Genomic DNA, 20,522 nt, shown 5'->3' with positions numbered 1-20,522 from the left:
GCGGCCTGGGTCCTGGTACCCAGGCCGCGGCGCTGACCTCGTTCTTCACCCGGTCCGCTGCGTCGCATTCGCCCCGCGGCGTCACCAACGGCCCCTTGCGCCTCTCCCTACGTTGCCTGCTGGACGGGCGTCTTGAACGCGCGTCCGTCCACGGAGGCAGGGAGACGGTCGTGACGATGGTGCAGGTGGTGCGCGGGACGCGCAGGGGGACGCGCGCGGACGCGTCGGGGCGAGGACGGCGCCGCGCGGCGATGCTCGCGGCGGCGGTCGTCGCCGCGCTGGTCGCACCGCTCGCGCTCGTGGGGCTCGCGACGCCCGCCGCGGCAGCGGAGTACCGGCCGTTCGGCTCGGTGTTCTCGACCAACACGAACGGCGAGATCCTGCTCTCCGCGAACACGTTGATGACGTGCACGACGGGCGCGAACAACTGCGCCGCGGTGCGTGACGGGTCGTCGTCGACGAACCTCAGCAACAACGACCACACCATGACGTTCGTCGACGTCGACGCCGACGGCTCGACGTTCAACTCCTCGTCCGCCGAGCTCGCGATCCCGTCGGGCGGCAGCGTGCTGTGGGCTCGGCTCTACTGGGGCGGGCGCACCGCCGCGACCAACACGACGAACGCGGACGCGACCCGCCGCGACCGCGCCGTGCTGCGCGTCCCCGGCGCGTCGGGCTACACGAACCTCACGGCGGCGCACGTCGACGCCGCGCCGGACCGGGGCTACCAGGCGTACGCCGACGTGACCGACCTCGTGACGGCCGCCGGCAGCGGCTCGTACACGGTCGGCAACGTGCAGTCGACGTCGGGCAGCACCAACAACTACGCGGGCTGGACGCTCGTCGTCGCGGTCGCCGACCCGGCCGCGCCCGCGCGCAACCTCACGGTGTTCGACGGGTTCGGCTCGGTCGCCAACAACGACCCGCTGCCCGAGTTCACGGTCGACGGCTTCATCACCCCGCCCACGGGTGACATCCGCACGTCCGTCGGCGTCGTCACCTACGAGGGCGACCGCGGGCTCGTCGGTGACCAGCTGCTGCTCAACGGCCGCGCGCTCACCGACGCCGCGAACCCCGCCGACAACGCGTTCAACTCCACGATCACGCGCGGTGGCGTGGACCGGGCGTTCCTGCCCGGCGCCGAGGCCGACGGCAGCCGCCGCACCCCCGCCTACCGCAACCAGCTCGGCTTCGACGCCGACGTGTTCACGGTCGGCAGCGACTACATCCCGAACGGTGCCACGAGCGCCAGGTTCCGCCTGACGACCGGCGGCGAGCAGTTCTTCCCCGGCGTCGTGACGTTCTCGACCGAGCTGTACGACCCCACGCTGCTGGGCCACAAGGCCGTCACCGACCTCAACGGCGGAGACGTGCGGCGCGGCGACGTGCTCGAGTACACGGTCCCCGTGAGCAACATCGGCCTCGACGTCGCGTCCGACAGCCGGTTCTTCGACGCGATCCCCACCGGCACGACGTACGTCCCGGGCTCGCTGCAGGTCGACGGGCAGCCGCTGTCCGACGCGGAGGGCGACGACCTCGGGTACTACGCCCAGAACCCGAGCGGCCATGTGGTCGTGCACCTCGGCGCGGGCGCCGACGCGACCCGCGGTGGCGACATCCCGATCACGGTCGGCACGGACCCGGCGCACGTCGTGACGTTCCGCGTGCGGGTCGAGGACGACGCGCCCGCGGGCGTGGAGCTCGTCAACGCCGCGGCCATGACGTACCGCGGCCAGACCACGCGCGCCGCCGCGTCGTCCGCGACGAACGTCGTCGAGCGGACCGTCGCCGAGACCGCGCCCGACGGTCAGACGCCGCCCGTCGCGCAGCCGTACGTGCGGACGTTCACGCCGCGTACCGCGACGCCGGGCCTGCGGATCGACGTGCTGGCCGACGCGCGCGACGCCGAGGGCGGCCCGCTGCGGACCGTCGCGGTCACGGACGCCGCGGGCGGCACCGCGACGATCGGCGCCGACGGCGCGATCACCTACACGCCGCGCGCCGACTTCGCGGGGCGCGACGTGTTCACCTACACGATCGAGGACCCGACGGGCCTGCGCTCGACGGCGGCCGTGCAGGTCGTCGTGGTCAACGAGGCGCCCGTGGTCGGCGACGACACCGCCACGACCGCCGGTGCGCCGGTGACGATCGCGGTGCTCGCGAACGACTCCGACCCCAACGGCGACGCGATCGCCTTCCGCACCGTGCCCACCACCACCCCGCACGGCACCGTGACGGTCGACGACCAGCAGCGACTCGTCTACACGCCGACGGCCGGCTTCCGCGGCACGGACACGTTCGAGTACGTCGTCGAGGACACGCGCGGCGGCGCCACGACCGGCACCGTCACCGTGACCGTCACGAACGGCGCACCGGTGGCCCAGGGGGAGACGTTCCGCGTCAACCCGGGCAGCACGACCGCGCTGCCGCTGCTCGCCAACGACTCCGACCCGAACGGCGACCCGATCCACCTCGAGGTGGTCACGCCGTTCACGCAGGGCGACGCGACCGTCGACACCACCACCGGGGTCGTGACCTACGTCGCGCCCGCGAACCCGAGCGGGCCCGCGACCATGACGTACCGCGTGGCCGACGACCAGACCCCTGCCGGGCGCTCGGCCGTCGTGACCGCGACGGTCACGTTCAACGGTGCTCCCGTCGCGCAGGACCGCACCGTGGCCGTGCCGGACGGCGCCGCGGACGTCGTGGTCGACGTGGCGGACGCCGTGAGCGACCCCGACGGCGACACGCTCGCCGTCACGGTCGGCACCGCGCCGGTGCACGGCGGGGCCGTCCTCGTCGGCGACCGCGCGATCCGCTACACGCCGGCCGTCGGCTGGGCGGGCACGGACACGTTCACGTACGTCGCGACCGACCCGATGGGCCTGACGGGCACCGGCACGGTCACGGTCACGACGCCCAACGTCGCACCCGTCGTCACGACGTCGACCGCGACGGTCGCGACCGACGGGGTGCTCGCGGGCGTCGACGTCCTGGCGCACGCGTCCGACGTCAACGTCGCGTCCGGCCTCACGGACCAGGAGCTCACCGTCACGGGTGCGTCGGCCGACCACGGCGCGCAGGTCACGGTGAACTCCGACGGCACGCTCGACGTGCGGCCCGCGCCGGGCTACCGCGGCCCCGTCACCGTGACGTTCACGGTGGAGGACGGCGCCGGCGGCTCGACGGACGGCACGCTGCTCGTCACGGTCGACAACGCCGCACCGCGCGCGCTGCCCGACACGGCCGCGACCGACACCGACACCCCCGTGCTGGTGGACGTGCTGCACAACGACGACGACGCGAACGGCGACGCCCTCACGGTCGTGCCGGAGTCCCTCACCACGCCGGTCGACGCGCAGGGCACGCCGCGCGGCACGGTCGAGGTCGTCGACGGGCAGGTCCGGTACACGCCGCCGGCCGGCTGGGCGGGCGTCGCGACGTTCGACTACGCCGCGACCGACGGCAGCGCGACCGGCACCGCGTCGGTCACCGTCACGGTCCGCAACGCCGCGCCGGTCACCCGGCAGGCCCGCGTGTCGACCCCGGCGGGCACGCCCGCGACGGTCGACGTCGTCGCCCTGGCGACGGACGCGAACCTCGCGGGCACCGACCAGCAGCTGGTCGTCACCGCCGCGTCGGCCGACAAGGGCGCGCGCGTCACGGTCGCGAGCGACCGGCGCAGCCTCACGGTCACCGGGGCCCCCGGCTTCAAGGGTGACGTCACCGTCGCGTACACCGTCGCCGACGGCGCCGGTGGCACCGCGGACGGCACGCTCGTCGTGACGGTCGACAACGCGGCCCCGGCCGTGCCGGAGCACCGTGACCCCGTGGCCACGCCGTACGGCACGCCCGTGGTGGTCGACGTCCTCGCGGGCGTCACCGACGACAACGGCGACCGGCTCACGGTCGTCGAGGTCGGCACGCCGGTGGACGCCGACGGGACGCCGCGCGGCTCGGTGGCGCTGGTCGACGGGGTCGTGACGTACACGCCGCCCACCGGCTGGTCGGGCGACGTGACGTTCGAGTACGTCGTCAGCGACGGCACCGCGACGCGGCGCGGCACGGCGTCGGTCCGTGTCGCCAACGGCGCACCCGTCGCGCCGCCGACCAGCGTGACGGGCAGCAACGGCGGCCCGGTCGTGATCGACGTGCTCGCGGGCAGCAGCGACCCCGAGGGCGGCGCCCTGACGATCGTCGACGTCACGCAGCCCGCGTCGGGCACGGTCGCGATCGTCGACGGCAAGCTCGTCTACACGCCGGAGCCCGGGTTCACGGGCAGCGTGACCATCACGTACGTGGTCGCCGACGCGCAGGGCAACCGCACGACGTCGACCGTCACGGTCGAGGTCGCCGCTGCCCCGTCCGCGGGTCGCGGCGGTGCGCTCGCCGTCACGGGTGCCCAGGTGGCCGGCATCGGGGCGGCGTCCGCGCTCGTGCTGGTGCTCGGTGCCGGTCTGGTCGTCGTCGCCCGCCGCCGCCACGCGGGGCGCTGACGCGGCACGACCCCGGCCCGCGCGGCGGTGACGGACGCGACCCGACTCGCGTCCGTCACCGCCGGGCGGGCCGTGACCTTCCGCCCTGGTGGCGCGCACCCGCCGCGCCCTAGCGTCGTGACCCGACGTCGCCGTCGCGGCGTCGTCGTGACGACGGAGGCGGACGGACGTGGTGGTGACGGTGCGGCCCTACCGCGGTACGGACCTCGACGGAGACTTCGTCCCGGTGCGGGACTTCCTGCGGCGGCTGCACGTCGGCGCCGAGCGGCCGCCCGTGTTCGGGTGGAGCCGGTGGGAGTGGGCGTTCGCGCAGCCCGGCCTCGACCGCGCGGCGCTGCACCGCGTGGGGGTGTGGGAGCGCGAGGGGCGCGTCGTCGCGGTCGCGACGTTCGAGGACGTCCCCGGCGACGCGTACCTCGCGGTCGACCCCGGGTGCGCGGGGTTGCTGCCCGAGGTGCTCGACCACGCTCTCGCCGCGCTGCGCGGCCCGCACGGCGTGCGCGTCCTGGTCGACGACGCCGACGTCGAGCTGCAGCGACTCGCGCGTTCTCGTGGGCTGGTCGCGACGCAGCACGGCGACGAGGCGACGGTCCTCGAGCTCGAGGGCGGTCTCGCGTACCCGCTCCCGGCCGGGTACCGCGTGCAGGGCCTCGACCAGGGCGTCGACCTGGGTCGCCTGGAACGGTTGATGCACCGCGGCTTCGGTCAGGACGGCGAGCCGGCCGCGACCCCGGAGGCCCTCGCATGGCGGGAGCGTGCCGTCTCGTCGCCGTCGCAGGACCCGTCGCTGTCGGTCCTCGTCGTCGCCGACGACGGCACGTACGCCGCGTACTGCGGCACGTGGTGGCACGAGGGCGACCACGCCGCCGTCGTCGAGCCGGTCTGCACCGACCCCGACCACCGGCGGCGCGGCCTCGGGCGGGCCGCCGTGCTGGAGGCCGTCCGTCGCTGCGCCGCGCGCGGCGCGCCGCGCGCGCAGGTGGGGTCCCACCAGCAGTTCTACTACGCCCTGGGATTCGCGCCGCGCGTGACCGCGACGTGGTGGACCGTGCTCGGGGGCGCAGGGTGAGCGGGGAGGTCGTCCGCACCTCGCACCTGGCCGTCGCCGGAGCCCGCTGGGACGGCGACGCCGCGGCAGGAGTGTGGATCGCCCCGCGGCTCGGCCCGTTCGGCCCGACGCTCGGGCACGCGGTGCCGCACGGGTACGACGCGTACGCGGTCGTGCGCCTCGTCCCGGACGGCGACCAGGCGGGGGGTCCGTCGTCGGCCGACGTCGTGCGCCGGGTGCTGGACGTGCTCGCGCCCGTCACGGGGGCGCAGCCGGTGCACTGCGGGCTGTGGGAGGGCTGGGGGTTCCTGCACGACCCGGGCACCGACCCGCGCACGGCGCCGGGCATGGGGACGGCGCTCCTGATGGCGCCCGGCGCGACGCCCGGCGAGCGCGCGCGGGCGGAGGCCGAGGCGGCCGCCGTGCTCGCGGCGGTGCGCGTCGAGCGGCCCGCGGCCGAACGGCTCGATCTGCCGCACCGCGGGTACCACCTGTGGACGGGGCCGCTGCGCGCGGTGCTGGCGCTCGACGCCGCGATCCACGACCTGCCCTCGCTGGTCTGGCCGGACGACCGCACGTGGTTCGTCGGCGTGCCGATCTACACGCGCGAGCTCGCGATCGGTGCACCGCGGGCCGTGGTCGACGCGCTGCTGGCCGACCCGACGCTGGCGGCGCGCGAGGCGGCACCGTCGGACGTCCTCGACGTCGACGACTGACGGCCGCCACGGACCCGCGGGCGGCGTCGGGCGAGGCTCCGCGGGTCAGCGCGCGCGGTCGCGGGGGCGCAGGCGGACGTTCGGCAGCTCGGGGGCCGGGAGCGCCGGGCCGTCGTAGCCGTGCACCTCGCCGTACCGTCCCAGGCCCTCGGTGTCGCCGGCGACAGCGGCCTGCCACTGCGCGCGGGCCTCGACGACCTCGTCGTGCGTGCGGCCCACGAAGTTCCACCACATGAGCACGGGCTCCTCGAACGGCGCGCCGCCCAGGAGCACGGCGCGCACGGGCGCGTCGCCGGCCTCCAGCGCGAGCACGTCGCGCCCGGGCGGCGCGTACGCGAGCCACGCGGGCGCGACGTCGTGGCCCTCGAACCGCAGCGCGCCGGAGTCGACCAGCACGGCGTGCTCGAACGTCGGGTCGACGGGCAGCCGCACGCGCGCCCCCGCGGGCACGTCGACCTGCGCCGCGACGAGCGGCGAGTACGCGCGCGCCGGGGACTCGACGTCGCCCAGCCGCCCCAGGAACACCTGCAGCTCGGCGCCGTCGACGGTCACCCGCGGCACGTCGGCGACGTGCTCGAACGCGCGGTCGCCGTGCCGCGCCGACTCGGGCAGCGCGGTCCACAGCTGCACGCCGTGCAGCACCGGGCGGTCGGGGAAGGTCGCGGGCGTCGACTCCTCGGAGTGGCAGATGCCGCGCCCCGCGGTCATGAGGTTGAGCTGCCCGGGCGTGATGGTCTGCTCCGAGCCCAGCGCGTCACGGTGCAGCACCGCGCCCTCGAACAGCCACGTCACGGTCTGCAGACCCGTGTGCGGGTGCGGCGGCACGTCCATGCCGCCGGTCGCGGCGACGTCGTCGGGGCCGTAGTGGTCGACGAAGCAGAACGGGCCGACCAGCGAGCGGGCGCGCGACGGCAGCGTGCGGCGCACCGTCATCGCCCGCGGGCCGCCCAGCGGGACGTCGCGCGGCTCCACGAGCTCGACGTCGGCGGCCGGGCCCGCGACGCACACCTGCTCGGTCGGGCGGGGCTCGAGGTTCGTCACGCGGTCAGGCTACGGGCGCGCCCGGCGTCGGTCGACGGCGCCCGGCGTCGGTCGACGACGGACGGTGCCGGGCCGTCGGCGGCGCGTGTGCCAGCATCGACGCGTGGAGCTCCCCGTCGCCTGGTCCGTCCTGCTCGTCGTCGCCGGGCTCTGGAACCTCGTCGTGTGGCCGGCGTTCCTGCGCCGCGTGGCCAAGGACCCGCGGGCGCGCGACGCCGCCGGGCGCGCGACGCGGTTCCTCACCGTGCACGTCGTGCTCGTCGTCGTGTCGCTCGCGCTGGGCCTCGCGGTCGCGACGGCCGGCGTGCTCACGCTCGTGGGCTGACCGCCGCCGCGACCCCCGGCGGTGCGCCGACGCCCGGCCCGTCGGGCGGCGTCGGGCCCGACGCGCTCGGCGGCACCCGCGTCCCCGCCGCGTGCCACGTCGCGCCGCCCGCCGCGAGCGACGCCCGCACGTCCAGCACGCGCTGGTTGCGGCTGCCGCGGAACGCGAGCGTCAGGTCCCGCTGCGCGAGCTCGAACCGCCCGTCGACCAGCACGTCGACCTCGGCGAGCAACGCGCGCTGGTCGTCGTGCCCGGCCGCGAGCTCCTCGAACGTGTAGCCCGTCCACGCCCACACGTCGCGCGTCGTCCCGAGCTCGGCGCGCAGCCGCCGCACGAGCCGCAGGCACACCTCCGTGTTGAGGAACGGCTCGCCGCCCAGCAGCGACAGCCCCTGCACGGCCGGGTGCGCGAGGTCCGCGAGCACGCGGTCCTCGAGCGCGTCGTCGTACGGGCGGCCGTAGCGGAAGCTCCACGCCGCCTCGTTGAAGCAGCCCTCGCACGCGAACAGGCAGCCCGACACGTACAGGCTGCACCGCACGCCCTCGCCGTCCACCATGACGAACGGCTTGTAGTCGGCGACGTACCCGTGGCTGACCCTGTCCGACACCCAGCCCGGGCCGGGGTCGCGCGCCACGGCGCCTCAGCCCCGGGGCGTCGGCGGCGCGTCGGCCGCGGCGGCGTCGAGGGACGTCGCACCCGGCAGGTGCTTGACGCGCGACGAGATCTCGACGTGCCGCCCGTGCACCATGGGCCGCTGCTGCGGGTTGCCCAGGTAGCCGCACGTCCGCTTCACGACGTCGCACGTGCGCGGGTCGGTGTTGCCGCAGCCCGGGCACGCGAACCCGCGGGCCGTGGGCGTGAAGTCGCCGCAGAACCCGCACTCGTGGCAGCGGTCGATCGGCGTGTTCGTGCCCAGGTAGCCCACGCGGTCGTACGCGTAGTCCCACACGGCCTCGAGCGCGGCCGGGTTCTGCTGCAGCACCGGGTACTCGCAGTAGTGGATGAACCCGCCCGACGCGTACTGCGGGTAGTCCATCTCGAAGTCGAGCTTCTCGAACGGCGTCGGCGCCTTGCGCACGTCGTAGTGGAAGCTGTTCGTGTAGTAGTCCTTGTCGGTGATGTCCGGCACGGCGCCGAACTTCTCCCTGTCGAGGCGGCAGAACCGGTCGGTCAGGCTCTCGCTCGGCGTCGAGTACACGCTGAAGTGGTAGCCCGTGGCGGCCTTCCACTCCCGGGCCCGCTCGGCGAGCGTCCGCAGCACGTCGAGCGTCAGCCGCTTGGCCTCCGGGTCCTGCTCCCACGCGCCGCCGTAGAACGCGGCAGCCACCTCGTACAGGCCGATGTACCCGAGCGACACCGTCGCGCGGCCGTCGCGGAACAGCACGTCCACGTCGTCGTCGGGGTTGAGGCGCTGCCCGAACGCGCCGTGCACGTACAGGATCGGCGCGTTGCCCGGCGTCGCCTCCTTGCAGCGCTCCACGCGGTACATCAGCGCGTCGCGCGCGATGTCGAGACGCTCGTCGAGCAGCGACCAGAACCGCGCCAGGTCGCCGCGCGCCTCCAGGGCGATGCGCGGCAGGTTGAGCGTCACGACGCCCAGGTTCATGCGGCCCTCGACGACGTCGTTCCCCTCCGCGTCCTGCCACCCCTGCAGGAACGAGCGGCAGCCCATCGGCACCTTGAACGAGCCCGTGAGCTCGACGATCTTGTCGTAGCTCAGCACGTCCGGGTACATGCGCTTGGTCGAGCACTCGACCGCGAGCTGCTTGAGGTCGTAGTTCGGGTCGGACGGCTCGAGGTTCACGCCGCGGCGCAGCGTGAAGATCAGCTTGGGGAAGATCGCGGTGCGGCCCTCGCGGCCCAGGCCGCGGATGCGGATCTGGAAGATCGCGCGCTGGATCTCGCGCTCGAGCCAGCTCGTGCCCAGCCCGAACCCGACCGACGTGAACGGCGTCTGCCCGTTGGACGTGAACAGCGTGTTGATCTCGTACTCGAGGCTCTGCATCGCGTCGTAGATGTCCTTGGTGGTGCGCTCGCGCGCGTACTCCTCGTGCAGCGACGCGTCCGAGATCCAGCGCGCGGCGTCCGCGAGGTGCTTGTCGAGGTTGCGCTGCGCGTACGGCGCGAGCAGCTCGTCGATCCGGTTGACCGAGCAGCCGCCGTACTGCGACGACGACACGTTCGCGATGATCTGCGAGATCTGCGCGGTCGCGGTCTGGATGGACCGCGGCGGCTCGACCTGCGCGTTGCCGATGCGGAACCCGTCCGCGAGCATCGTGCGGAAGTCGATGAGGCAGCAGTTCGTCATCGGCGCGTACGGGTGGTAGTCGAGGTCGTGGTAGTGGATGTCGCCCTTCTGGTGGGCGTTCGCGACGTGCGCGGGGAGCAGCCGCAGGCCGATCGCCTTGCCGACCGTTCCGGCCGTCAGGTCGCGCTGCGTGTTGAAGACCTCGGAGTCCTTGTTGGCGTTCTCGTTGACGACCGCCTGGTCCTTGTCGATGAGGCGCACGATCGAGTGGTTGAGGTCGGTGGACCGGCTGCGCGCCAGGTCGCGCTCGACGCGGTAGTCGATGTACGCCCGGGCGACGTCGTACTCGTGCGACTCGAGCAGCACGTGCTCGACGACCGACTGGACCTCGTAGATCTTCACGGTCGAGGAGAAGCGCGCCGCGAGCTCGGCGTCGACGCGCTCGACGAGAGCCGCGACCGCGTGCCGGTGCACGACGTTCGGCTCGCCGTGCACGGCCGCGTACGCCTTGGTGAGCGCGGCGCGGATGCGCGCGTCGTCGAACCGCAGCAGGCGGCCGTCGCGCTTCTCGACCAGCAGGACACCTGTCCCGACGGCGTCGACGTCCCCCGTGACCTCGTCGTCACGCGTCTGCGGCTCCAGCTCCACGATGCTCACGGACTGCCCCTCCCACGGCTGCGCCGGCGCCGCCGTCGGGGCGGCACCGGCTGGTCTCTGCTCGGTGTCTGCGGTGTGCGTGCCCGGGGCCCGCGCGGCTCGCGCCGGGGTCCGCGCCGCGTCGTCCCTCGGGACCGCGGCGTCCGTGGTTTTCCACGGTCAGACACAACATGTTGTGTGAACTACACGGCCGTCACACTATTTGTGGGGGGTGGGGCGGGGTGGGTCGAAGGTCCCGGGATCGGTCGACGTGCCTGATCGCGAGGCCCCCACGGGATCGACGTCCCGGCGTGTCGTGCACACCTCGCGACGCCCCCGACGAGTCCGCCGCCCGAGCCCGGTCAGCACGGGCAGGCGGCCCCCGGGACGGGGGCCCACCACCGGTGAGGAGCCCCGCGTGGCCACGATCGTCTCGACCCTGTTCATCGCGCTCGACGGCGTCGCCGAGGTCGACCCGGCCTGGCACTTCCCCTACTTCGACGAGCGCATGGGCGCGGGCGTCGGCAGCGACTACGAGGACGTCGACGCGCTCGTGCTCGGCCGCGTCACGTACGACTCGTTCGCCGGTGCGTGGCCCGGGCGCGAGGCCGCCGGCGGCGAGGACGCGGGGTTCGCCGCGCAGCTCGGGGACGTCCGCAAGGTCGTCGCGACCCGCGGCGACGCCGACCTCGGCTGGCGCAACGCCGAGCGCACCGCCGACGTCGTTGCCGCCGTGCGCGCGCTGCGCGACGACCCGACCGTCGGCAAGGTGCTTGTCGCCGGGTCGCTGTCGGTGGTCCGGCAGCTGCTCGCCGCGGGCCTGCTCGACGAGCTGCGGCTCTACGTCCACCCCGTCGCGGCGGGCAGCGGTGCGCGGCTGTGGGACGACGGGCCCGTGCGTCCGCTGCGCCTGGTCTCGTCCGAGGCCTACCCGACCGGCGTGCTGCGGCTCGTCTACGCGCCCTCGGAGCTGCCCGGCGCCGCCGGGTACGACGACGCCAGGGAGCACCTGCCCGCGTCCTGACGTCGCACCCCGCGGGACGCGGACGCGACCGCCGGTGCGGCGCGGTGCACGCCACGCGAGCGCGGTGCACGCCACGCGAGCGCGGTGCACGCCACGCGAGCGCGGTGCACGCCACGCGAGCGCGGCACACGTCGGTACCGCGCTCGGTGCACGAGTACCGCGCTCGGTGGGGAGGACCGGGGTGGGTGGGAGTGCCGCGCTCTGCGGAGACGTGCGGCGCGAACCGGCCCGGGCGGGCACCGGCGCGGCTAGGGTCGGGCGCATGAGCGACGTGGCGGCGGTGGCACGGGTGGTCGGGCGGGGGCGACGGTTCGCGCGGTTCGCCGCCGTCGTGGCGGTGCTCCTCGCGGGCGGCAACCTCATCGCCTGGGGCAACCGGTGGTACATCTCGACGTGGCACGCCGGCACGGCGTACGGCTACGACATCCTCGACGCGGCGCACTCGGCCCTCGTCACCGGTCTCGTGTGCCTCGTCGTCGCGGCCGTGGCCGCCGTCGTCGGCTGGCGTCTGCGGGTCGTCCGCGCCGACTGACCCGGCCGCCGCGCGCGGTCAGGTGCGCAGCAGCGTCGCGCGCAGGTGGCCCGCGTAGCCGCCGGGCGTGCGGCCCACGGCGCGGCCCGACGTCAGCACGTCCACCGCGTCGGACGCGACGACCCGCGCGCCGGTCGCGCGCAGGCGCGCCACGAGGTCGACGTCCTCGTGCTCGGGCGCCGGGGCGAACCCGCCCGCCGCGAGGTACGCCGACGCGCGCACGCCCAGGTTCGCGCCGTGCACGTGCCCGTTGGGGCGCCCCGGCTCGTGCGCCGCGCGCCACGCGTCCCACTGCGCCGTCGTCAGGTCCGCCGGGTCGGGGTGCACGGTCCCGACGACCACGTCGGCCCCCGCGTCCGCGAGCCGCAGGTGCTCCAGCAGCCAGTCCGGCTCGACCGCCGAGTCCGCGTCGGTGCACGTCAGCCACGTGCGCTCGGCGGCCACGGGCCGCACCGCGAGCGCCGAGCGGACCCCGGCGGCACGCGCCGCACCCACGTCGCCCGCCGCCGTCTCCAGCACCCGCACGCTGCCGAACCGCGCGACGACGTCGGCGCTCGCGTCCCGGCACGCGTCGAGCACGACCACCACGTCGACCGTGCACCCGCCGCGCTCCAGCAGCGCGCGCCGCGCCGTGCGCACCGAGGCCAGGCAGCGCGCGAGGAGCAGCTCCTCGTCGCGGACCGGCACGACGACGGCCACGTGCGCGACGGGCGCCGGGACCGTCGCGCGACGCACCGTGCCGTCCTCCGCGACCGCGTCCGCACCCGCCGCGCCGACATCTGCCGTGCCGACACCGGCCGCACCTGAGGCGTCCACGCCCGTGGCGCCCACCCCCGCGGCGTCGGCCATGACACCCAGCGCGCCCCTCACCGCAGCCCCGTCCGCTCGGCGACCGACCGCGGGTCGCGGCTCCACACGTCCAGCAGCAGGTCGGCCTCGTGGTGCTCGACCAGCCGCGTCAGGCCCGCGGCCCCGGCCGCACGCGCGAGCGCCCGGTGCACGGCGTCGCCCGGCAGCGGGTAGTCCTCGACGGGGTGCCGCCAGTGGCACGCCAGCAGCGTGCCGCGGCGCGCGAGCCGGGTCAGCAGGTCCGGCAGCGCGGCCGCGAGGTCGACGGCCGACAGGTAGTACCCGACCTCCGACAGCACGACCAGGTCGAACGGGCCGCCCGGCAGCGCGTCGTCCCCGTCGCCGCCGAGCGCGCCCCGGACCAGCCGCACGTGCGGGGCGTCGTCCCCGAGCCGCTCGCGGGCCCGGTCGAGCGCCGCGTCGGCGACGTCGGTGGCGGTCAGGGCGTCCGCGCGGCGCGCGAGCTCGGCCGTGAGGACGCCGATCGAGCAGCCCACCTCCAGCACGCGCGCGTACCGCTCGTCGGGCAGCGCGGCGAGCGTCAGCGCGCGCTTGCGGGCCTCGTACCAGCGGTCGGTGAAGCCCCACGGGTCGTCGTGCCGCGCGTAGGTCGCGTCGAAGTACGACGCGGGCAGGGTCGACCCGCCCGCGGCGGGCCCGGGGTCGTCGGCGGACGCCGGGTCGTCGGCGGGCGCGGGGTCGTCGGCGGGACGAGCGGCGACGGGTGCGACGGCCGGTGCGACGGCCCGGGTCGGCGCGTGCACGACGAACGGCTCGACGTCCCGCGCGAAGCCGCGCAGGAACCGCGGGTGCAGGACGGGGGCGTCCGCGGGGTGGTCGGACAACGGCTCGACCTGCGTCTCGTGCGCGGCGACCGCGCGCTGCTTGAGGACGAGCGCGTGGTCGGACAGCGGCAGGACGCGCAGCGCCTCCCAGGGCACGGCCGGGTCGTCGGGCGTCGCCCAGTGCCACAGCCACAGCGGCGCCTCGGCGAGCGTGCAGCCCAGGTCCGCGGCGAGCCCGGCGCACACCTCGGCGACCACGCGGTGGTCGCGGTGGCCGTCGCCGCGCCACGTCGTGACGAGCGTGCCGACGGCGGGCCCGGTGGTCAGCACGCGCCGCAGGTCGGCGGCGATCTCGTCGCGCGCCTCGCGCAGCCCGCCGTCGGGGTGCCCCAGCAGGGTCACGGACGACGTGGGGGACAGGATCTCGACCGCGCGCCGCACCTCGTCCACGCGGCGGCGCACCAGGTCGGTCGGTGCGAGCGTGGGTGATCCGGGGTGCGAGCCGGCGCCGTCCGACACCACGACGACGTCGGCCGGGCGGCCGCAGGCCGCGAGCTCGGCGAGCAGCCCGCCCGCGGTCAGGGTCTCGTCGTCCGGGTGCGCGGCGACGACGACCGTGCGGTGCGTGCGCGGCAGCGACCACGTGGGCAGCGCGGCGAGGGGCTCGTCCCACACGTGCGGGGGTGTGCCCGGTGCGCGCCCGTCGAACGTCACCACGGGGCGTTCCCGCGGGCGGCCAGGGTGCCGCCGAGCGACGCGTCGTCGCGCTCGGCGTGCTGCTGTCGCACGTACACCTGCAGGTCGGCGACACGTTTGGCGTGCGCGGCGTCGAGAGCGAGCGGCGCCGGGCCGAGCGCGTGCCCGACCCGCGTGAGGACCTCCTCGCACGTGCGCGCGACCGTCGCGCGGACGCGCTTGGCGACGACCGTCCCGGGGGTGCCCAGGTCGAGGTTCCCGTCGACCACGCGCGCGGCCTCCGCGAGCGCGCGCCGCGCGTCGGTGAGCGCGACGTCGACCGCGCCGAGGTGCATCGCGACGAGGCGGTCGTCGGTCGTCGTCGCGTGCTGCCACAGCGTGCGGCCCAGCGCCACGGCGCCGCCGAACCAGCAGGCCGCGACCCCGATCCCGCCCCACCAGAAGCCCGGACGCTCCAGGTACCAGCCCGGGGCGCCGACCGCGGTGGCCGGCACGTCGTCGAACGCCACGGGCGTCGACGGGATCTCGGTGAGCCCCCGCGCCGCCCACGCCTGGTCGACGAGCGTCACGCCCGCGTCGGTGAGGTCGACGGCGAACAGCCGGCGCGAGCCGTCCGGCAGGTACGCCGTGACGAGCGCGGCGTCGAGGCGGTCCGCGAGCGAGCACCACGGCTTCGTGCCGGTCAACCGCCACGCGTGCTCGCCGTCGTCGTCCGCGGGGCCGTCGGGGTGCCGCGTGGCCTCCAGCCGCACCCCCGGGCCCTCGGCCGCGAACACGCCCCACGTGCGGTCGTCGTCGGCGGGCGACCACGCCTGCTCCAGGATCGCGAGCGCGTCGAGGTGCGGCTCGACGGCCCGCGCGACGGCCAGGTCGTGCGCCGCGAGGGTCGCGAGCGTCGACCACAGCGCGGCCGTCGCCCCCGCGCCGGGCCGCAGGTGCGCCGGCCAGGTGGGGGCCGCGGCGAGCGCGGCGTCGACGTCGGCGGGCAGCGGGTCCGGCAGCCACGGGTCGGCGGTGCCGACACGGACCGGGGCGGTGCTGGTCACGGGCCTCCTTCAGCGGGACGACCGTCCGATCATCGTCGGGGGCGCCGCCCACGGCGACCGGAGAGGTGGGACGTGTCCGTGACCCGGCGGGGCGGTGGTGCGCGGGGGTAGCGTGCACGCCCGTGGACACCCGGGTCGCCGCGTACGCGGTCGTCGTGCAGGACGCTCGCCTGCTGCTCGCGCACTGGTCGGAGGGCGGGCACACCGGCTGGTCGATGCCCGGCGGCGGGATCGAGGGCGGTGAGCACCCCGAGCAGACGGTCGTGCGCGAGGTCCGCGAGGAGACCGGGTACGACGTCGTGGTCGACGAGCTGCTGGGGATCGACTCGCTCGTCGTGCCCGGCGCCGACCGCATCGAACCGGGGCCCGACCTGCACGCGCTGCGGATCCTGTACCGCGCGCACGTCGTGGGCGGTGCGCTCGCGCACGAGGTCGACGGGTCCACCGACGAGGCCGCGTGGGTGCCCCTCACCGACGTCGACGCGCTGGACCGCGTGGGGCTCGTCGACGTCGCGCGACGGCTCGCTGGTCTGCTGCCGGGCTGAATGGTGCCGTCCTACCGCGTGACCGCGAACGTCGGGCTGCTGCGCCCCGGGACGTCGGCGCCGGCCGTGCTGCCCGCGGCCGTCGAGGCCGCCCGCGCGCTCACGACCGTCGAGGCGCACGACGTCGGCGTGGTCCGCGGGCAGGCGCGCGTGACCGTGCGGTTCGAGTCGCCCGGCGACGGTCAGGCGCGCCGCGTCGCGTGGGCCGTGCTCGAACGCCTCGACGAGCTCGCCGAGATCAGCGACGGCAGGCTCGTCCGCCGCTACGGCAACCGCTGGTACCCGCCGCGGCGCCGCGACCCCGGGACCTGACACCCCCGGGGCGCCCCGGGGGTGGTGGGGGTTCGCGCGGACGGGCACGCTGGGGCGGTGGTGAGCCTGGACGACGTCGTCGACGACCTGTACGGCGGGCCGCTCGACGACTTCGTCGCGCGCCGCGACGCCGCCGCGCGCGCGGCACGCGCCGCGCAGGACCGGGACCTGGCCCGGCGCATCGGCGCGCTGCGCAAACCCACCCTCGCCGCCGCGGCCGTGAACCTGCTGGTCCGGGACGACCCCACGCTCGCGGGCACGCTGCGCGACCTCGGCGAGAGCCTGCGCGACGCCGAGCGGTCGCTCGACGGGCCCGCGCTGCGCGACCTCGGCAGGCGACGTCGCGCGCTCGTCGCCGGCTGGGCCGCGCAGGCGCGCCGCCTCGCGGCCGCGGCCGGGCAGCCGGTCTCGGCGGCCGCCGCCCAGGAGGTCGAGCGGACGCTCACCGCCGCGCTCGCCGACCCCCGCGTCGCCGACGCGGTCGCGGCCGGGACGCTCACGCACGGCACCGAGCACGTCGGGTTCGGGGGCGTCGGGAGCGGGGGTGACGAGGTCGCAGGTGCGGACGGCGGGGCGGACGGCGACGGCGGTGACGCCGACGACGCGCGCACCGCCCGTCGTGCCGGTGCCGGTGCCTCCGCCGAGGCGGGCGCGGGCGGCGGGGCTGCCGACGGCGGGACCGCACCCGGGAGTGGTGGCGCGGGCCGTGCCCGGCGGCAGGGCTCCGGCGCCGCGGTCGTCGACCCGGGGGACGGAGCGGCGGGAGAGTCCGCCGGTCCCGGTACGGGCGGCGCGCGGGGCCGTGCGTCGACGGCGCGCGGTCGGGACGACGGTGGGGCCGACCGCGCGCGGGCGGCACGGGACCGCGAGCACGAGCGCCGTGAACGGGAGGGCGCCCGTGCGCGGGAGCGCCACGCGCGCGCGGTCACGGCGGCGGAGGCGGCCCAACGCGACCTCGATCGCGTGGCCGAACGGCACGAGGCCGCCGCGACGGCCGAGCGGGACGCGACGACGGCGCTCGAGGACGCCGAGCGGGAGTCGGCGCAGGCGTACGCGGCCGAGGAGGAGCTGGTGCACGCGCTGGCCGACGTCCGGCGTCGGCTCGCCGAGGCGCGCGCCCGGCTGCCGCGCGTCGACGAGCGCCTCGTGACGGCGCGCACGCGCGCGCGTGAGCGGGAGAAGGCGCTGCGCGCCGCGGGGCGCGAGCTCGACCGGGCGTCGTCGGCCGCCGAGCGTGCCCGCGACCAGGAACGTCGCGCGGCGGCCGACCTGCCCTGACGCGCTCGCGGTCGCGCGGAGCACGCGGGCGGTCCGCGCGACCCCGTGATCGGTGCGCCTCGGCGGCCGGCGGCACGACGGACGACCGGCCCGGCGGACGGAGGGAGGGGGCGACGGGGGCGGCGGTGGTGCGGACCGGTCGGACGGGTGTCCGCGTAGGGCCGACGTCCCGCCGGGCGCGTCCCACCCCCGTCATGATGGGGGCCGTGCCCACCGAACCTGACGACGCCGAGCTCGAGCTGATCCGCCGCTCGGGCGTCGTGCTGCGCGTCGGACGTCTCAGCCTGTCCGCCGGCACCGGCTCGTACCGCGTCAAGGCGTCGATGGGGCGGATCGCGCACGCGCTGGGGATCGAGCGCCACCACGCGCACGTCACGCTCACCGAGATCACCACGACGTCCCACCGGGGGCGCACGTTCCGCACCGAGGTCACCGAGGTGCGGACCGTCGGGGTCAACACCGACCGGCTCGCCGAGCTCGAGCTGCTGGCCCAGCGGGTCGAGGCGCGCGCACCCGTCACGGTCGAGGACGTCGGTGCCGAGATCGACCGCATCACCGCCAAGCCGCCGCTGTACCCGGTCGCGCTCAACGCGCTGTGGGCGGCGATCGCGTGCGCCGCGTTCGCGTTCCTCAACAACGGCGGCCCGGTCGAGGTGATCGGCGCGTTCCTCGGCGCGTTCCTGGGGCAGGGCCTGCGGCGCATCATGCTGCACCGCGGGTTCAACCAGTTCGGCGTCACGATGCTCGCGGGCGCGCTGTCGAGCCTGGGGTACCTCGGGTTCGTGCAGGCCCTGCACGCCCTCGGCGTCACCGGCCCCGTCCACGAGGCCGGGTACGTGGCCGCCGCGCTGTTCCTGGTCCCCGGGTTCCCGCTGGTCACGGGCGCGCTCGACCTGGCCAAGCTCGACTTCTCGGCGGGCGTCGCGCGACTGACGTGGGCACTCATGATCTTCGTGTCCGCCGCGTTCGCGGTGTGGGTCGTGTCGATCGCCGTCGGCCTGAGCCCCGACCCCCCGGTCGCGCTCACGCTCGACCCGGCGCTCATGACGACGCTGCGGCTCGTCGCGTCGTTCGTCGGCGTGCTCGGCTTCGCGCTGATGTTCAACAGCCCGTGGCGCATGGCGCTCGCGGCCGCGAGCGTCGCCGCGGTGCCGAACCTGCTGCGCATCGAGGCGGTCCTGCTGCTCGACTGGCCGCCGCAGGCCGCCGCCGCGATCGCCGCGTTCCTCGTCGGTCTCGGCGCCGCGTGGGTCGCGCCGCGGCTCAACATCCCGCGCATCACGGTCTACGTGCCCGCGGTGACGATCATGGTCCCCGGCGTGCCCGCCTACCGGGCCATGTACTACCTCAACAACGGCGACGTCACGCAGGCGCTCACGTACGGCGTCTCGGCCGCGCTCGTCGTGACCGCGCTCGCGGTCGGCCTGGCCGTGGCGCGCATGGTGACCGACCGCGAGTGGGGCTTCGAGCACTGAGCCTCGTGCAGGGCGGGCGCCCCGCGCGCGACGGGCACCCCGTGCGGACGCGCGACCGGCGCGGTCAGGCGTCCTGCGCCGCGACGACGTCCCGCAGCCACGCCCACGAGTCCTTGGGCGTGCGCACGAGCGTGTCACGGTCGACGTGCACGAGCCCGAAGGACTCGTCGTACCCGGCGGCCCACTCGAAGTTGTCGACCGCCGACCACACGTAGTACCCGCGCACGTCGACGCCCGCGGTCACCGCGTCCTCGACCGCGTGCAGGTGCGCGGCCAGGAAGGCGATGCGCCGCGGGTCGCGCACGCGGCCCTCGGCGTCCGGCGGGCCGTCGTGGAACGACGCGCCGTTCTCGGTCACGACCACCGGCGGCAGGGTCGGGTACCGGTCGCGCAGCTCGACGAGGGCACGCGTCAGCCCCTCGGGGGCGATCGACCAGCCGAAGTCGGTGCGCTCGGCGGACGGGTACGGCACGGGTGAGAACGGCAGGCCCTCGGGCACGTCGACCTCGAGCACGCCGCGGTAGTCCTTGCCGGCGCGCGGCGCCTCGATCATGGTCGGCTCGTAGTAGTTGACGCCGTACACGTCGAGCGGTGCGGCGATCCGGACCAGGTCGGCGGCCAGGTCTCCGCCGTGCGCGGCGACGGCGTCGGCCAGCGGCTCGGCGACGCCCTCGGGGTAGCGGCCCGCGAGCACCGGGTCGGAGAACGCCCACACCGTGAGCGCCGCGAACGCCGCCGCGGCCTCGACGTCCGCCGGGTCGTCGGACGCCGCGTGCACGGGGTAGTGCTGGTTGACGATCCCCACCCGGGACGGCCCGGCCGCGCGCAGCACCTCGACCGCGCGCGCGTGCGCGAGCAGCTGGTGGTGGCCCGCGAGCATCGCGTCGACCCCCAGCCCGAGGCCCGGCGCGTGGTCGGTGAGCCCGTGCCCGTAGAGCGTGTGGACGCTCGTCTCGTTCATCGTCAGCCACGTGCCCACGCGGTCGCCGAGCCGGTCGACGACGTGCGCGACGTACTCGGCGAACGCGTCGGCCGTCGCGCGCGCGAACCAGCCGCCCTGCTCCTGCAGCGCGAGCGGCAGGTCCCAGTGGTAGAGCGTCGGGACGGGCTGCACCCCCGCCGTGAGCAGCGCGTCGACGACGCGGTCGTAGAAGTCCAGGCCCGCCGCGTTCACCTCGCCGGTGCCCGCGGGCACGACGCGCGGCCAGCTGATCGAGAACCGGTGGTCGTGCACGCCGCCCGCCGCGACGGTCGCGACGTCCTCGGCGTACCGGTGGTAGAAGTCGTTGGCGACGTCCCCGGTGTGGCCGTGCCGCACGGTGCCGCCGCGGTGCGTGAACTCGTCCCAGATGCTCGGGCCCTTGCCGTCGACGTCCCACGCGCCCTCGACCTGGTACGCGGCGGTCGCGGAGCCGAACCGGAAGCCGGCGGGCAGGCGCGGGAACGGGCGGGTCATGGGGTCCTCCTGGT

General features: G+C 76.0%; 17 protein-coding genes. 10 read left to right on the top strand and 7 right to left on the bottom strand.

From position 1 onward, the window contains the following. Window positions 1-176: 176 nt before the first annotated feature. From ATM99_RS04415 to ATM99_RS04405, 3 genes are all read left to right on the top strand, one after another. Complete coding sequence (locus ATM99_RS04415; protein WP_062101716.1) at window positions 177-4,496, top strand: Ig-like domain-containing protein; 4,320 nt, start codon at window positions 177-179, stop codon at window positions 4,494-4,496. Window positions 4,497-4,671: 175 nt separating this feature from the next. Beyond that, window positions 4,672-5,565 carry a GNAT family N-acetyltransferase gene (locus ATM99_RS04410; protein WP_150118115.1) on the top strand — a complete coding sequence of 298 codons (894 nt, stop codon included), beginning with the start codon at window positions 4,672-4,674 and terminating at the stop codon, window positions 5,563-5,565. After that, the gene (locus ATM99_RS04405; protein WP_062101714.1) at window positions 5,562-6,260 is read left to right on the top strand and encodes a hypothetical protein; all 699 of its coding nucleotides are present in this window, start codon (window positions 5,562-5,564) and stop codon (window positions 6,258-6,260) included. The genes ATM99_RS04410 and ATM99_RS04405 overlap by 4 nt, the downstream gene beginning before the upstream one ends. A 45-nt stretch (window positions 6,261-6,305) precedes the next feature. On the opposite strand, the gene ATM99_RS04400 is transcribed toward ATM99_RS04405, so the two are convergent. Further along, window positions 6,306-7,301 (bottom strand): pirin family protein, encoded by a 996-nt coding sequence (locus tag ATM99_RS04400; RefSeq protein ID WP_062101713.1) that lies wholly within the window; start codon window positions 7,299-7,301, stop codon window positions 6,306-6,308. Window positions 7,302-7,404: 103 nt separating this feature from the next. Here ATM99_RS04400 and ATM99_RS04395 point away from each other — a divergent pair, with 103 nt between their 5' ends. Then, on the top strand, window positions 7,405-7,626 hold the full coding sequence (locus ATM99_RS04395) for an SCO4848 family membrane protein (RefSeq protein WP_046529952.1): 222 nt from the start codon (window positions 7,405-7,407) through the stop codon (window positions 7,624-7,626). On the opposite strand, the gene nrdG is transcribed toward ATM99_RS04395, so the two are convergent. Together nrdG and nrdD are read right to left on the bottom strand one after the other, a co-directional pair. Further along, window positions 7,610-8,260: an anaerobic ribonucleoside-triphosphate reductase activating protein gene (nrdG, locus tag ATM99_RS04390; protein ID WP_082659254.1), complete on the bottom strand. Its 651-nt coding sequence runs from the start codon at window positions 8,258-8,260 to the stop codon at window positions 7,610-7,612. The genes ATM99_RS04395 and nrdG overlap by 17 nt on opposite strands. 6 nt (window positions 8,261-8,266) lie before the next feature. After that, entirely contained in the window at window positions 8,267-10,531 is a 2,265-nt protein-coding gene (gene nrdD / locus ATM99_RS04385) for an anaerobic ribonucleoside-triphosphate reductase (protein WP_223304799.1), read from the bottom strand. A 397-nt stretch (window positions 10,532-10,928) separates the two neighbouring features. Between nrdD and ATM99_RS04380 the strand changes: the two genes are divergently transcribed. Both ATM99_RS04380 and ATM99_RS04375 read left to right on the top strand, forming a co-directional pair. Then, the gene (locus ATM99_RS04380; protein WP_062101712.1) at window positions 10,929-11,534 is read left to right on the top strand and encodes a dihydrofolate reductase family protein; all 606 of its coding nucleotides are present in this window, start codon (window positions 10,929-10,931) and stop codon (window positions 11,532-11,534) included. A gap of 262 nt (window positions 11,535-11,796) precedes the next feature. Continuing rightward, window positions 11,797-12,066 carry a hypothetical protein gene (locus ATM99_RS04375; RefSeq protein WP_062101711.1) on the top strand — a complete coding sequence of 90 codons (270 nt, stop codon included), beginning with the start codon at window positions 11,797-11,799 and terminating at the stop codon, window positions 12,064-12,066. 18 nt (window positions 12,067-12,084) lie between these two features. Here the strand turns inward: ATM99_RS04375 and ATM99_RS04370 are convergent, their stop codons facing one another. Genes ATM99_RS04370 through ATM99_RS19200 form a run of 3 tightly spaced genes read right to left on the bottom strand, consistent with a single transcriptional unit; the run spans window position 12,085 to window position 15,442 of the window. Next, a complete protein-coding gene (locus ATM99_RS04370) occupies window positions 12,085-12,936 on the bottom strand; it encodes a glycosyltransferase family 2 protein (RefSeq protein WP_223304798.1) in 852 nt (283 codons plus the stop codon). Further along, window positions 12,933-14,417: a PIG-L family deacetylase gene (locus ATM99_RS19205; protein WP_062101710.1), complete on the bottom strand. Its 1,485-nt coding sequence runs from the start codon at window positions 14,415-14,417 to the stop codon at window positions 12,933-12,935. Before ATM99_RS19205 ends, ATM99_RS04370 begins: the two co-directional genes overlap by 4 nt. After that, window positions 14,411-15,442: an acyl-CoA dehydrogenase gene (locus ATM99_RS19200; RefSeq protein ID WP_062101709.1), complete on the bottom strand. Its 1,032-nt coding sequence runs from the start codon at window positions 15,440-15,442 to the stop codon at window positions 14,411-14,413. Before ATM99_RS19200 ends, ATM99_RS19205 begins: the two co-directional genes overlap by 7 nt. Window positions 15,443-15,564: 122 nt before the next feature. On the opposite strand from ATM99_RS19200, the gene ATM99_RS04355 reads away from it, so the two are divergent. The 4 genes from ATM99_RS04355 to ATM99_RS04340 all read left to right on the top strand — a co-directional run bounded on the left by ATM99_RS04355 (window position 15,565) and on the right by ATM99_RS04340 (window position 19,052). Continuing rightward, the gene (locus tag ATM99_RS04355) at window positions 15,565-15,987 is read left to right on the top strand and encodes an NUDIX hydrolase (RefSeq protein ID WP_062101708.1); all 423 of its coding nucleotides are present in this window, start codon (window positions 15,565-15,567) and stop codon (window positions 15,985-15,987) included. Between the two features lie 18 nt (window positions 15,988-16,005). Then, the gene (locus ATM99_RS04350; RefSeq protein ID WP_369797992.1) at window positions 16,006-16,299 is read left to right on the top strand and encodes a hypothetical protein; all 294 of its coding nucleotides are present in this window, start codon (window positions 16,006-16,008) and stop codon (window positions 16,297-16,299) included. Window positions 16,300-16,356: 57 nt separating this feature from the next. Beyond that, window positions 16,357-17,577, top strand: a complete 1,221-nt coding sequence (locus ATM99_RS04345) for a hypothetical protein (protein ID WP_062101707.1) — start codon at window positions 16,357-16,359, stop codon at window positions 17,575-17,577. Window positions 17,578-17,774: 197 nt separating this feature from the next. Then, entirely contained in the window at window positions 17,775-19,052 is a 1,278-nt protein-coding gene (locus ATM99_RS04340; protein ID WP_369797991.1) for a threonine/serine exporter ThrE family protein, read from the top strand. Window positions 19,053-19,116: 64 nt separating this feature from the next. Here ATM99_RS04340 and ATM99_RS04335 read toward each other — a convergent pair. Next, window positions 19,117-20,522 (bottom strand): GH1 family beta-glucosidase (locus ATM99_RS04335; protein WP_369797990.1); only part of this gene is annotated, 1,406 nt, incomplete at its 5' end.

The organism is Cellulomonas sp. B6 (assembly GCF_001462455.1).
Taxonomy (GTDB): Bacteria; Actinomycetota; Actinomycetes; order Actinomycetales; family Cellulomonadaceae; genus Cellulomonas.
The sequence above is the reverse complement of the archived record's forward strand: the minus strand, read 5'-3'. Positions and strand labels throughout refer to the sequence as shown.